This is a genomic window from Nocardiopsis sp. NPDC006198, from assembly GCF_040613895.1.
Lineage (GTDB): Bacteria > Actinomycetota > Actinomycetes > Streptosporangiales > Streptosporangiaceae > Nocardiopsis > Nocardiopsis tropica.
Genome location: NZ_JBEXSY010000057.1, coordinates 1 through 12,884, shown reverse-complemented (window position 1 = coordinate 12,884; position 12,884 = coordinate 1). Strand labels below are relative to the sequence as shown.

At 73.5% G+C, this 12,884-nt stretch carries 11 protein-coding genes; 6 read left to right on the top strand and 5 right to left on the bottom strand.

What is annotated here, in order from left to right; all coding sequences use genetic code 11:
• Positions 1–196: 196 nt before the first annotated feature.
• A complete protein-coding gene (locus ABZ234_RS27125) occupies positions 197–1,654 on the bottom strand; it encodes an aldehyde dehydrogenase (NADP(+)) (protein ID WP_355013907.1) in 1,458 nt (485 codons plus the stop codon).
• Between the two features lie 474 nt (positions 1,655–2,128).
• On the opposite strand from ABZ234_RS27125, the gene ABZ234_RS27120 reads away from it, so the two are divergent.
• From ABZ234_RS27120 to ABZ234_RS27110, 3 genes are all read left to right on the top strand, one after another.
• Positions 2,129–2,719, top strand: coding sequence for a TetR family transcriptional regulator (locus ABZ234_RS27120; protein WP_344182555.1), 591 nt, complete (start codon positions 2,129–2,131; stop codon positions 2,717–2,719).
• Entirely contained in the window at positions 2,713–3,588 is an 876-nt protein-coding gene (locus ABZ234_RS27115) for an alpha/beta hydrolase (RefSeq protein ID WP_355013906.1), read from the top strand. Before ABZ234_RS27120 ends, ABZ234_RS27115 begins: the two co-directional genes overlap by 7 nt.
• 203 nt (positions 3,589–3,791) lie before the next feature.
• Entirely contained in the window at positions 3,792–4,415 is a 624-nt protein-coding gene (locus ABZ234_RS27110; protein ID WP_267947487.1) for an HD domain-containing protein, read from the top strand.
• Between the two features lie 69 nt (positions 4,416–4,484).
• Here ABZ234_RS27110 and ABZ234_RS27105 read toward each other — a convergent pair whose 3' ends face one another.
• The 3 genes from ABZ234_RS27105 to ABZ234_RS27095 all read right to left on the bottom strand — a co-directional run bounded on the left by ABZ234_RS27105 (position 4,485) and on the right by ABZ234_RS27095 (position 7,464).
• A complete protein-coding gene (locus ABZ234_RS27105; protein WP_355013905.1) occupies positions 4,485–5,243 on the bottom strand; it encodes a sulfite exporter TauE/SafE family protein in 759 nt (252 codons plus the stop codon).
• A 222-nt stretch (positions 5,244–5,465) separates the two neighbouring features.
• Positions 5,466–6,389 (bottom strand): SPFH domain-containing protein, encoded by a 924-nt coding sequence (locus tag ABZ234_RS27100; protein ID WP_267947485.1) that lies wholly within the window; start codon positions 6,387–6,389, stop codon positions 5,466–5,468.
• A gap of 289 nt (positions 6,390–6,678) precedes the next feature.
• Entirely contained in the window at positions 6,679–7,464 is a 786-nt protein-coding gene (locus tag ABZ234_RS27095) for an ABC transporter ATP-binding protein (RefSeq protein ID WP_330161998.1), read from the bottom strand.
• Positions 7,465–7,520: 56 nt separating this feature from the next.
• Between ABZ234_RS27095 and ABZ234_RS27090 the strand changes: the two genes are divergently transcribed.
• Positions 7,521–8,303: a hypothetical protein gene (locus ABZ234_RS27090; RefSeq protein ID WP_267947483.1), complete on the top strand. Its 783-nt coding sequence runs from the start codon at positions 7,521–7,523 to the stop codon at positions 8,301–8,303.
• Positions 8,304–8,454: 151 nt separating this feature from the next.
• Here the strand turns inward: ABZ234_RS27090 and ABZ234_RS27085 are convergent, their stop codons facing one another.
• Positions 8,455–10,050, bottom strand: coding sequence for a serine hydrolase domain-containing protein (locus ABZ234_RS27085; protein ID WP_355013904.1), 1,596 nt, complete (start codon positions 10,048–10,050; stop codon positions 8,455–8,457).
• Between the two features lie 485 nt (positions 10,051–10,535).
• On the opposite strand from ABZ234_RS27085, the gene ABZ234_RS27080 reads away from it, so the two are divergent.
• The gene (locus ABZ234_RS27080; protein ID WP_355013903.1) at positions 10,536–11,192 is read left to right on the top strand and encodes a DUF1707 domain-containing protein; all 657 of its coding nucleotides are present in this window, start codon (positions 10,536–10,538) and stop codon (positions 11,190–11,192) included.
• Between the two features lie 113 nt (positions 11,193–11,305).
• Positions 11,306–12,571, top strand: coding sequence for a phosphoserine phosphatase SerB (serB, locus tag ABZ234_RS27075; protein ID WP_267947480.1), 1,266 nt, complete (start codon positions 11,306–11,308; stop codon positions 12,569–12,571).
• Positions 12,572–12,884 lie beyond the last annotated feature (313 nt).

The following is a 12,884-nucleotide window of genomic DNA, read 5'->3' as shown; positions in this document are numbered from 1 at the left end:
CTCACTCACGGAACCGGTGCCGGAGCCGTGAGTACGGGCCCCACGCATCGGGCTTCACGCCCCGCGCCGGGCCGGAGGCCCCGCCCACGCGCCCGGCCGAGCGGCGGAACGCCCAGGGCCCGGGCACGGGGACGCGGCGCCGGGGGCGGGGCCGGGCGCACCCATCGGAGCGCGCCCGGCCCCGGCCCGGACGGCATCAGACGGTGGGCGCGGCCCCGTTCACGCGGCGGGGCACGCCCAGCGGGTTGTCGTCGCGCAGCTCGCGGGGGAGCAGCGACTGCGGCACCGACTGGAAGGACACCGGGCGCAGGAATCGCCGGATCGCCGTGGTGCCCACCGACGTGTGCAGGGGCGCGGTGGTCGCCGGGTAGGGGCCGCCGTGGGTCATGGCGTACGTGACGGCCACCCCCGTCGGCCATCCGTTCCAGACCACCCGTCCCGCGACGGACGCCCCCAGCGCCAGCAGCGCGGGCGCCACCGGGTCGTCCTCCTCACCGTGCACGGTGACGGTGAGCTGGCCGCGGAGCACCCCCGCCGCCTCCAGGAGGCGGCGCTCGTCGGCGTACGCGACCACGAGGGTCGCCGGCCCGAAGCACTCCTCCAGGAGGGTGTCGGCGTGCTCCAGCAGGGAGTCCAGGTCGGTCCGCAGCAGGCTCGGGGACCAGTCGTCGCCGGTGTGCCTGGCCTGGACGAGCACCTCGGTGGCGGGGTGGCCGCTGAGCGCGTCCAGGCCCCGCTCGAACCCCTCCGCCACGCGGTCGTTGAGGAGCGGGCCCGCCGCCCTGTCGGCGAAGTCGGCGACCAGGGCGCCGAGGTCGGCGTCCTCCGGCAGGAACACCACGCCCGGCTTCGTGCAGAACTGCCCCGACCCCATGGCCGCCGAGTCGGCGTAGCCGCCGAGGATCTGCTCTCCGCGTGCCGCCATGGCGGCACGGGTGACGAACACCGGGTTCACGCTGCCGAGCTCGCCGTAGAAGGGGATCGGCTCGGGCCGGGCCGCGGCCAGGTCGAACAGGGCGCGCCCGCCCGGGATCGACCCGGTGAACCCGACGGCGCGGGTGAGCGGGTGGGTGACCGCCAGCCTGCCCGCCTCCATGCCCTCCACCAGCGCGAAAGAGCCCTCGGGCGCCCCGGCCCCGGTGAGCGCGTCGACGACGACACCGGCGGTGGCGCGGGCCAGCTCCGGGTGGCCGGGGTGGGCCTTGACGACCACCGGGCACCCGGCGGCCAGCGCCGAGGCGCTGTCCCCGCCGGCCGTGGCGAAGGCGAAGGGGAAGTTGCTGGCCCCGAACACGACGACGGGGCCGAGCGGGACGAGGATGCGGCGCACGTCCGGGCGCGGCGTCCCCCATTCGGGGTCGGCGGGGTCGACGGCGGCCTCCAGGTAGGAGCCGTCCTCCAGGGTCTGCGCGAACAGCCTGAGCTGGAAGGTGGTGCGGCCCAGCTCTCCCTTGCAGCGCGCCTCGGGGTAGTGGGCCTCCTCCGCGGCGAGGGGCACGAGCCGGTCGGCGGCGCCGTCGAGGGCGTCGGCGACGGCGCGCAGCAGGCCGGCGCGCTCGCCCGGGGTGAGGGCGGCCAGGAGCGGGGCCGCGGCGGCGGCCCGTTCGAGGACGGCGTCGAGTTCCTCCGGTGTGGTGTCCGGGGCGGTGGTCATGGCTCAGCCTCCAGGAGGGGTGCGTGCACTGCGTCGGGCACTGATCCAACCATGCCACGCCCTCCGTTGGAAAGCGCTATCCTGAGCGGCCCGGGCGACCGGGTCCCCCTGCGGCCCCGGGCCGCGAAACAGACACGGACCGACGAACACGACGAACGGCGCCGACGCCCCTGCCCCCCGTCCGCACCGCCCAGGACCCGGGCGACGCCTCCGGCACAGGCGGACCGGACACCACGGGAAGGGGTCGGGGAACGAAACTGGAATTTCCCCGGAACCAGGTGATTCCGGAAAGGCATCATAGGAGCCGTGACGACAAATTCCCGAAGCTCAACGCCCCCGCGGTCGCGACGCTCCCCCGGTCCCGCCGGGAGCGCCTACGCGCCGCGCGAGAGCCGTGGACCGGCCGGCGTCGCCCACGACGAACTCGCGTTCGCGCAGGCCCCCCTCCGGAGACTTCCGGCCCAGCAGCGCAGCATGCTCAGAGTGCAGCGCATGCTCGACTGCTGCGCCGAGCTCCTCGACGAGGTCGGCTACGACAACCTCTCCACCACACGGATCGCCGAACGGGCCGGGGTCGCCATCGGTTCCGTCTACCAGTTCTTCCCGGACAAGAAGGCCATCACCCAGGCGCTGGGCCTGCGCTTCCTCGACCAGTTCGGCGCCCGGGTGACCGAGCGGATCGCCGACGCGTCGTTCAGCCACTGGACCGCCGCCGTCGACGCCGTCGTCGACGAGTACATCGACATGCACCGCCACGTGCCCGGCTTCCGCAGCCTGCACTTCGGCGACATCGTCGACACCCGGCTCCTCAACGGCGGGGCCGACAACAACCGCGTCATCTCCATCCGCCTGCGCCGGATCATCGTCTCCGTCACCGGCATCCCCGACGACGACGCACTCGACCGGGCCGTCCACGTAGCCGTCGAGGCCGCCGACGCCGTCCTCAAGCTCGCCTTCCGCGACGACGCCGACGGCGACACCAGGCTCATCGGCGAGGCCAAGCGGCTGGTCAGCAGCTACCTGTCCGACTTCTCCGAGCGCAGCGGGGGCGACCACCCGTGGTAGCCGACGCCGGAACCCTCACCGGCCCCGTCACCGGAACCGCCGCTGGGGTGCCCTTCCTCGCCCTGCCGCCCGCGACGGGCGACCTCCCGGCCCCGCTCGTCGTCGGCCTGCACGCCTTCGAGCCGCCCCGAGCCGAGGCCTCCCTCGCCGGCACCCTGCCCATGGCGGCGCTCCCGGCCTGGCGGATCCACCTCGGGCTGCCGCTGTTCGGCGCCCGGCTGCCCGAGGGCGGCGTCCCCGAGGTCAACCGCCGCGGCGAGCGCGACCACCTCGTCGACCTGTTCGCCCCGGTGGTGGAGCAGGCCGCCGCCGAGCTCCGCGCCGCCGTCTCCGAGCTGCGCTCGGCCTTCCCCGTCACCGACGCCCCCGTCGGCCTGGCCGGGGTGGGAGCCGGGGCCGCCGCGGTCCTGCTCGCCCTCGCCGAGGGCCGCGTGCCCGTCGGCGCCGCCGCCGTCGTCAACCCGGTCGTGGACCCGGCCCTGGTCGTCACCGCCCGCGCGCGACGCGACGGGACGCCCTACAGGTGGACCGACCGGGCCCTCCAGGCCCGCGCACGGCTGGACTTCGTCGGCCGGGCCGACGAGATCGCCCGGGGACGCGTCCCCCTGCTGGTCGTCAACGGCGGGCTCGACGACGTCGTGGCCCCCGAACAGGGCGGGGCGCTGTGCGACGCCCTGGCCGGGCACGCCCCCGAGCATGCGCTCCGTCACATCGTGGTGCCCGATCTGGCACACGCCATCGGACCCGAGCCCGGACTCGAACCCGGGCGGCCCACCCCGGCGGGAGTACTCGCCGACAGGGCGCTCACCGAGTGGTTCCACCGCCACCTCACGTCTTCCACGCAGGTCCGGGCATCCGCGGAGGCCTAGTCACGGCCCCCGGGGCGCCACGCCCCCGGCAGGGGCCGCGGGCACGCCGACCGTTCACCGCGTACACTCCGCCGCCTCGCCGCGCGTCCCCTCGACGTACGCCGACGCGACAGTTGGTACGCGTTCCATGGGATCATCCAGTGGCGACCGCACCGAGCGGTCCACCTGACCGTTTCGACTCATCCTTCAGGAGGGCGAACCACGTGACGGAACCGGCACCGGTCTTTGCCAGCGGGGTCGACAACGAGCGGTTGAACGCACAGCTCCGCTTCCTCCTGGAAGTCGACAAGCTCAAGCGCATCCTGCGGCAGAACCTGCTGGTGGACGGATCACGGCGGGAGAACTCGGCCGAGCACTCCTGGCACCTGGCCCTCTCCGCCCGCACCTTCGCCGAGTACGCCCCCGAGGGCACCGACATCGACCGCGTCGTCGAGATGCTCGTGCTCCACGACATCGTCGAGATCGACGCCGGGGACACCTTCCTCTTCGACAAGGTGAACTCCGAGACGCAGGAGGCGCGCGAGCGGGCCGCGGCGGCCCGCATCTTCCCCCTCCTCCCCGAGGACCAGGCCGAGCGCGCCCGCGAGCTCTGGGAGGAGTTCGAGGCACGCGTCTCCGCCGAGGCCCGCTTCGCCCGCGCCGTGGACAGGCTGTCCCCGATGCTCGCCAACTGGCACAACGAGGGCGGGACCTGGGTCCGGTTCGGCATCACCCGGGCACAGGTCATGGAGAAGGTCAAGCTGATCCAGGAGGGCTCCGAGGCCCTGGGAGCCTACGCGGCGGCCCTGATCGACGACGCCGACCGGCGCGGCTACTTCCGCACCTGAGCCCCCCGCGGGGCAGCCCCCGCCGCGCATCCGGCCCCGGACGGCGGGTCGGCCGGGTACGGGGAGCGGTCAGATCCGGCCCATGACCAGCTGGACCGCCGCCGTCAGCCCGACGACGACCAGGCACACGCGCAGGGCCGCCGGGCTGAGCCTGCGGCCGAAGTTGGCCCCCAGGTAGCCGCCCATGACGGTCCCGGCCGCGATGAGGCCGACCACCGGCCACGACGGCGAGGCTAGCACGATGTAGAACACGGCGGCGGTGCCGTTGGCGATCGTGGTCAGCGCGTTCTTCAGCGCGTTGAGCCGCTGGAGGTCGTCGTCCAGGGACGCGCCGAGGATGCTGATGAGGATGATCCCCTGGGCCGCGGCGAAGTAGCCGCCGTAGGTGCCGGTCGCGTAGGCGCCCAGCGGCAGCAGGGGTCCCCCGTTCTTGGAGGCCGGTCGGCGGGAGCGCGCCCACCTGGTGATCCGCGGCTGGAGCAGGATCAGCACGCACGCGCCGCCGATCATGAACGGCACGACGAACTCGAACACGCCCGCGGGCAGGTAGATGAGCAGGAGCGCGCCGGTCATCGCGCCGAGGAACGACATCCCGCCGAGGCGGAGGATCCGGCCGCGCTGGCCGGCGAGCTCGCGCCGGTAGGCGATGGTGCCGCTGAGCGTGCCGGGGGCGAGCCCGATGCTGTTGGACACGGTCGCGGTGACGGGCGGGAAGCCGAGGGCGAGGAGCACGGGGAACGTGAACAGGGTCCCCGAGCCCGCGATCGCGTTGACCCCGCCGGCCGCCACACCGGCCAGCAGGATGACCGCCGCCTCCCAGAGTTCCATGCGACCAGCTTTCCGGATCCCGCTCCCCGACCGTCGAGGGCGTCAACAGACTACGAGAGCCGGTCATCGGCGCCCCACGCCGGGGATACGTGATCCAGGGCATAGCCGGTCCCCGCCGAACGGTGCGCGACGGGCCCCGGAACGCGCCCCGCCCCGCAGGTCGGGCGCCGTGCGCGCCGTCCTGCGGGGCGGGGAGGAGGGCCGGGTCCGGGCGGCCCCGGGTCAGGGAGCCCGCACGACCTCGTCGCGGAGCCGGTCGAAGGCCGTGCCGACGCCCTGGAGGGCCCTGCCCATCTCGGACGGGACGATCCAGACCTTGTTGGCGTCGCCCTTGGCGATCTCGGGCAGCTTCTGGAGGTACTGGTAGGCCAGCACGTCCGGGTCCACCCGGCTCGTGTGCAGCGCCTTGAACACCATGTGGATGGCGTCGGCCTCACCGCGCGCCCGCAGCGTCTGGGCGTCGGCGTCGGCCTTGGCGGTGAGCATCTGGGCCTCGGCCGAACCCTTGGCCCGCAGCACCGCCGCCGCACGCTCACCCTCAGCGCGCAGCACGGCGGACTGCTTCTCGCCCTCGGCGCTGAGCAGCTGCGCGCGCTTCTCGCGGTCGGCACGCATCTGCATCTCCATCGCCTCCTGCACGGAGGACGGCGGCTCGATGCCCTTGAGCTCGATGCGGCTGATCTCGATGCCCCAGTCGCGGGTGGCCTCGTCCAGCACCGCCTTGAGCTCGCGGTTGATCTCGTCGCGGGAGGTGAGCGTGCCCTCCAGGTTCATGCCGCCGATGACGTTGCGGAGGGTGGCCAGGGTGAGCTGCTCGACGGCCTGGATGAAGTTCGCGACCTCGTAGGTGGCCTTGTAGGCGTCCCGGACGCGGATGTAGACGGCCGAGTCGACCTCCACCGCGAGGTTGTCCTCGGTGATCGCCGACTGCGGGGGGAAGCTCACGACCTGGACGCGGCGGTCGATCCGCTCGCGCACCTGGTCGACCCCGGGAATGACGACGTTGAAACCCGAGCTCAGGGTCCGGTGGAACTTACCGAACCGCTCGACGACGTCCTCCATCGAGTGCGGAACGATACGCACGCTCCGCCAGAAGATGAGCAACAGGACCGCGACGAAAAGCGCCACGATGATGATCATGGTCATCGGCGCACCCCGGTCTCCGAACAAGGGGCGGCGTTCAGTATCGACATCTGGGCAGCTCCGGATCTCCTGACGGGGGTGGCAGGCGGTGCGGACGGACCGCGTCCACCGGCGGACCCGCCCACCCGAAGATCTCCAAGCGCGCCGAAATGGAGCGATCCGCTCACCGACCGTTGACGCTACCCCATATACGTCGGGGCGACCACATCTGGACAGGAATACTGTTTATGGTCAATCGATTTGTGTTATTACCGCAATCCCTATCGGCGACTTCCCGCTCGGAATGCCCTGGTCAGACCGCGCGCGCGTTCCAGCGGTCGCCGTCGCGCTCCACCTTGAGCGGCAGGCCGAAGGTCTCCGACAGGTGCTCGGCGGTCAGGACCTCCTCGATCGGCCCCGCCTGGACGACGCCGCCGTCACGGAGCAGCAGCACGTGCGTGAACCCCGCCGGGATCTCCTCCACGTGGTGGGAGACCACGACCAGGGCGGGCGCGGACTCGTTGCGGGCCAGCCCGCCCAGGCGGCGCACCAGGTCCTCCCGGCCCCCCAGGTCCAGACCCGCGGCGGGCTCGTCCAGGAGCAGCAGCTCCGGGTCGGCCATCAGCGCGCGGGCGATCAGGACGCGCTTGCGCTCGCCCTCGGACAGGGTGTGGAAGTCCCGGTCGGCCAGGTCGGCGACCCCCCAGTGGCCCAGCAGCGCGCGGGCGCGGCCGTAGTCCGGGCTGCCGTACTCCTCGCGGAACCGGCCCACGTACCCGTAGGCGGCGCTCAGCACGATGTCGAGGACGGGGGTGCCCGCCTCGATCCGCGAGGCCACCGAGGCGCCCGCGTAGCCGATCAGGGGCCGCAGCTCGAAGACGTCCACCCGTCCCAGGCGCTCGCCGAGGATCTCCACGTCGCCCGCGGTCGGGTACAGCTGGCTGAACGCCACGTTGAGGAGCGTCGTCTTGCCCGCGCCGTTCGGCCCGAGGACCGCCCACCGCTCACCCTCCAGCACCGACCAGTCCACGCCGTCGACCAGGGTGGCGCCACCCCGTCGGACCGTGACCCCGCTCAGGCCCAGAACCCGCCCGTCCATCGTCCTCCCTCACATCACGCCCCACGCCGGTGCACGGGCCGACCTACCCTGAAGCAATGCAACTCACGTCCGCACCACTCGTCGCCTGGGGCAACGCCTGGCTGTCAGGCCACGTCGGGCTCGACGACGCCGTCGACGCGGTCGAACGGCGCGGCGGCCCCAACCTGATCGGGACAGTACCTGTCGCGGACCTGCCCTTCGACAGCGGCGTACCGCTGCGGTCGGCACTGGTACGACTTCGTGGCCTGGGACTGTCCGCGTTCCGGCTGTCCCTGCCGACCTGGGGCGACCCCCTCGGGCTCGTGGGCCCGAAGGAGCTCAACCAGGCCGCCATCGAGGCCCAGGAGGGGGTGCTGGTGCAGCTCGCCGGCCAGCAGATGGGCATGGTGCCCTCCCCCGACCGGCGTGGTTCATCCTATGTGGGCGTTTCGTGGGCGCCGTATCGGGCCGACCCGGCGCCCCCGCAGGTTCCCGGTCTGGCCGAGGCGGAGCAGACCCTGAAGCTCACCCTGATCGAGGTCGCCAGGACCCTGGAGGGCGTGGACGACATCGCGGCGTTCGCCCCGGGCGTGCACCGGGAGCTGGGCGACCTGGGGGGCCGCGAGGCGCCGCCGCTGGCGCACGGCTACCCGCCCCGCGCCCACCGGGTGGCGGCCCAGGCGGAACGGCTCGCGAAGGTGGTGAGGCTGGCCGAGCCGGCGTCGGGCCGAGGGATGGACGCCCGTCAGGCGGCGGCGCGGTCCGACGCGCTGCGGAAGCTGGACGCCGCGGTGCGGCGGGCCAGGGTGGCCGCCCACGCGGCCATCGCCCTCCCCGGGCACGCGCCGAACGGCCGCTGAGCCGGACCGGGCGGGCACGGCGGACACCGGGCCGGGCTCCGCCGACGCCGCTCCGGCCCCGTGGTCGGGGCGGAGGGCCCCTCAGCGGCCCCTGTCGGAGCGGCCGGACGGGTCCCCCCGGACCGCACCCCCTCGGCGTTCCCGGGCCGTCTCACCCGGCGGACGCGGCCTCCCCTTCCCCCCGCCCGGCCCCGGCGGCGCGACCGCCCCGTGTCCGGCGGCGCAGCGCCGCGAGGCGGACCGCCCTCGCCGAGACGACGGCCGCGCAGGCCAGGGCGACCACGGCGAGCGCCGACCAGAACGACGTGAAGAGATAGGGCACCTGGAACCACGCCACGTCCCTCCCCCGGAACAGCCACCCGACCACCTCGTGCAGGACCACCAGGAGCAGCGGCGGCCCCGCGTAGGGCAGCAGGCGCGCCGCCACCGCCCACCGGGGGCCGCCCTCGCGCGCGAGGGCCCAGTCGCGCGACCGCCGCACACCGCGCCAGGCGAGCGGGACGGCGGCGGCTCCCGCGGCCAGGAGGACCGCGTCGACGACCACCGGTCCGGCGCCCGTCGGCGGCCCGGGTGCGGAGCCCGCGTCGACCAGCTCGACGAGCGCGGAGGCCAGGGGGTGGGCCCCGCCCCACGAGGACCCCGTGTTGGCCATGACGGCCACGCCGTACCCGCTGTCGGGCAGCAGTGCCTGGTGCGCCGTCGCGGTGAGCAGGTCTCCCCCGTGCTCGACGACCCGCGAACCCGACGCGGTCTCCCCCAGCGACCATCCCAGGGCGTAGGACCCGGAGGCCGCGGAGGGGGTGTGCAGCGCCCGGACGCCCTCCTCCGACAGGATCCGGACACCGTCCGGCCCCAGCCCGCCGCCGGTGTGGGCGACGAGCCACGCGCCCATGTCGGCCGCGGTGCTGACCACGCCGCCGGAGCCGTTGCCGAACCCGGGGGGCTCGTCCGCGGGGAACGCGCGTCCGAGCACGGAGACGTGCCCCCGCGCACCGGACGGCAGGTCCAGGTCCGTGTCGACGGTGGTGCTGTCGTCCATCCCCAGCGGGGAGAACACCCGTGCCTCCAGGTGATCGGCGAAGGGCCTGCCGCCGACCACCTCGACGAGGCGGGCGGCGACCTGGAAGTTCGGGTTGTGGTACTCCCAGCGCGTGCCGGGCTCGGCGGCCAGGCGTGCGCCGCGCAGGTCCGCCACGGACTCGCGCAGGGTGAGGGTGTCCCTGCCGCGGCTGTAGGACGCGAACTCGGTGTCGGACATGCCGGAGGTCTGGTCGAGCAGCTGGCGCACGGTGATCCGCTCCGCCCGGGGGTCGGCCATCGTGAACTCGGGCAGGTGCTCCCGCACCGGGTCGTCCAGGTCGAGCTCCCCCTCCTCGGCCAGCTGGAGGACCGCCAGCGCGGTGACCGACTTGCTGAGCGAGGCCACCGCCATGGGCGTGTGCTCGGTGACGGCGGCGCCGCCCGGGGTGGTCCCGTACCCGCGGGCGTGCACGACCTCGGTGCCGCGGGTGAGCACCACGGCGGCGCCGGGAAGACCGGTGGCGCGGCGGTACTCCTCCACGACCGCGTCCACCTCCCCGGGGGACGGGGCCGGAGGAGCGGCCCCCGGGGTGAGCGGGGCCGTCCCGGCGGAGCCGGGCGCGGCGGGGAGGACCAGCAGCGCGACGGCGCCGAGGAGGCAGAGGAGCGCGGGGACGGAGCGCCCGCGCGGGGGGACGGGTGCACCGCGGAGGGTGGAGAAGGCCATGGCCCAACGCTAGGAGCGCTCCCCCCGCCGGACCACCGTGCGCGCCTCCGACCGCACCTGGGGTTCTCCGCAGGGCGCCCCTGCGGCCACCACCACGCCGCGCCGCGCGCTCCGGGCCCGAGAGGGGCGGGGCGGGTGCGGAGGCCCGGCCCGGGCCCCGCCAGGGTCGGCCGCATGGTGTTCGACTCCGATGTCCTCGACTGTGCGGGTTCGCCGAACCGGGCGCCCTGTCGACCGCCTTCCTGCGCCACACCGGTGTCCGCCCCTCGGCCTACCTCGGCTCCCGACCGGCCCCGGAGGACCGGGCCGGGACCGGTGACGGAGGCGCGAACGCCCGGCGCTCCGGCGCACCCTGGTAAGGGGCGCGGGAATTCTCGGGGTAGGTCCAGGGGATATACCTGATCCATCGTGACGGGAGAGTGCCGATACTGGGTGTGTGGCGCCGGGCCCCGGCCCCACCGAGTCGACGAGGAGAACCAGTCATCATGCAGCCCGAGCACATCCGAGCCTCCGACGCGGACCGGGACAAGGTTGCCGAGCGGCTGCGGGAGGCCGTGGCTGAAGGTCGCCTCACCCCGGTGGAGCACGAGGAGCGCCTGGACACCCTGTACAGGGCCAAGACCGTCGGGGAGCTCGCCCCGATCGTCTCGGACCTGCCCGTCACCGACCAGGGGTACGACTACGCGGCCATGGACCGCCGGTCGTCCGAGCCCCCGAGCGGGATGGAGATCCTGGGGAGCGAGGCCCGCGACCTCGCCGGCCAGAGCAAGGGCTCCGAGAACCTGGTCGCGGTGTTCGGCGGCTGCGAGCGCAAGGGCCGCTGGCTGGTCGAGCCCCGGACCAACGTGTCCGTGCTCTGCGGCGGGGTCGAACTGGACCTCCGCGAGGCCGTCCTCAGCCAGCACGAGGTGACCATCCAGGTCGCCGTCATCATGGGCGGGGTGGACATCACCGTGCCGCACGGGGTGAGAGTGATCAACAACACCTCGGCGATCCTGGGCGGCGCGGACATGCACGGGACGGACCAGGTCACGGACCCGAACGCCCCGATCATCCGGTTGACGGGCACGTGCATGCTCGGCGGAGTGGACATCAAGGCCAAGGGTCCGCGCCGCAAGAAGAAGAACCGGGGCAACCGGTAGGCGCCGGAGTGACCTACACCTCTCCTCCAGCTGTCCACATGGTGAACTAGCTGGGCGAAGAGCCCTCCCGGCTCGACCGGCCCCTCCCCCGGCCGAGTACCGTGGAAGACGCCATGAATGATGATTCCACGTTGTTGGTGACAGTGACCGGGCACGACCGGCCCGGCATCAGCGCGCGTCTCCTGAGCACCCTCTCCGTCTTCCCGGTGACCATCGTCGACCTCGAACAGGTCGTTCTGGCGGGACGCCTGGTGCTGGGGACGGTTCTCGGGGTCGACGAGCGCGTGGCCCCCGGCGTGAGCCGCCAGCGGGTCTTCGAGGAGGTGCGCAGCGCCCTCGACAAGACCGCGATCGACCTCGACATGGAGGTCGAGTACGGGGACGGGGACGGCAACGGCCGCGTCAACGACTTCGCCTCCGGCCGCCTGCACGTGACCGTCCTGGCCGACCCCCTGCGCCCCGGCGCCCTCGGCGCGATCACGTCGTGCGTGGCGAGGGCCGGAGCGAACATCGACCGGATAGAGCGGCTGTCGAGCTACCCGGTGACCTCCGTGGAGATGGAGATCTCCGGGGGCAGCGCCGAGCAGCTGAGGGCCGAGCTCGCCATGGAGGCCTCCACCCAGGGCGTCGACGTCGCGGTGCAGCCCAGCGGCCTGCACCGCCGCGCCAAGCACCTCATCGTCATGGACGTCGACTCCACCCTGATCCAGGGCGAGGTGATCGAGCTCCTGGCGGCCCACGCCGGCTGCGAGCAGGAGGTCGCCCGGGTCACCGAGGAGGCCATGCGCGGCGAACTCGACTTCGAGGAGTCCCTCCGGCGCAGGGTGTCCCTGCTGAAGGGCCTCGACGCCTCCGCCATCGACGCGGTGCGCGAGGAGATCCAGCTGACCCCCGGGGCCCGGACCCTGGTCCGCACCCTGAAGCGCCTGGGCTACGAGTGCGGGATCGTGAGCGGCGGCTTCACCCAGATCACGGACGTGCTCGTGGAACGCCTCGGGCTGGACTACTCCGCGGCGAACACCCTGGAGGTCGTGGACGGGACGCTGACCGGCGAACTGGTCGGCCCGATCATCGACCGGAAGGGCAAGGCCACCACCCTGAAGCGGTTCGCCGCCGAGGCCGGCGTGCCCCTGGAGCAGACGGTCGCCGTCGGCGACGGCGCGAACGACCTGGACATGCTCCAGGTGGCGGGACTGGGCGTCGCGTTCAACGCGAAGCCGGTGGTCCGCCAGCAGGCCGACACCTCCGTGAACGTGCCCTACCTGGACACGATCGCGTTCATCCTCGGCATCACCCGCGAGGAGATCGAGGCCGCCGACCTCCACGGGCTGGCCACCGAACCGGCCTCCCCCTCCTCACCCGCCACCGCAGGCGTCTGACACACCGACGGGGCCCGCGGACGCGCTACGGGGCGTCTGCGGGCCCCGTGTCGTCCACAGGCGGCATCCTCCCCTGGCGCGGCACACCCCCACTCCGCTTTCCTGGAAACAGGGGGGCCACCCCACCCCCCACCACCCCGCACACCACCCGTTTCACAAACGCACAAGCACAGGCACAAAAAAGAGGGCCACAGCCCCCAAAAAACCACCCCACCCCACACACAAAAAAGGAGGGGGCCGCCCACAAGGCAACCCCCTCCCTCACAAAAAACCGTGGCAGCGACCTACTCTCCCACCCCACCACAGGGCAGTA

Bases quoted from the DNA above. Each gene is read 5' to 3' on its own strand.
- ABZ234_RS27100 (WP_267947485.1), bottom strand. From the start codon at position 6,389: ATGACCATGATCATCATCGTGGCGCTTTTCGTCGCGGTCCTGTTGCTC.
- ABZ234_RS27095 (WP_330161998.1), bottom strand. From the start codon at position 7,464: ATGGACGGGCGGGTTCTGGGCCTGAGCGGGGTCACGGTCCGACGGGGT.
- ABZ234_RS27120 (WP_344182555.1), top strand. From the start codon at position 2,129: ATGCTCAGAGTGCAGCGCATGCTCGACTGCTGCGCCGAGCTCCTCGAC.
- serB (WP_267947480.1), top strand. From the start codon at position 11,306: ATGAATGATGATTCCACGTTGTTGGTGACAGTGACCGGGCACGACCGG.
- ABZ234_RS27125 (WP_355013907.1), bottom strand. From the start codon at position 1,654: ATGACCACCGCCCCGGACACCACACCGGAGGAACTCGACGCCGTCCTC.
- ABZ234_RS27090 (WP_267947483.1), top strand. From the start codon at position 7,521: ATGCAACTCACGTCCGCACCACTCGTCGCCTGGGGCAACGCCTGGCTG.
- ABZ234_RS27085 (WP_355013904.1), bottom strand. From the start codon at position 10,050: ATGGCCTTCTCCACCCTCCGCGGTGCACCCGTCCCCCCGCGCGGGCGC.
- ABZ234_RS27105 (WP_355013905.1), bottom strand. From the start codon at position 5,243: ATGGAACTCTGGGAGGCGGCGGTCATCCTGCTGGCCGGTGTGGCGGCC.
- ABZ234_RS27080 (WP_355013903.1), top strand. From the start codon at position 10,536: ATGCAGCCCGAGCACATCCGAGCCTCCGACGCGGACCGGGACAAGGTT.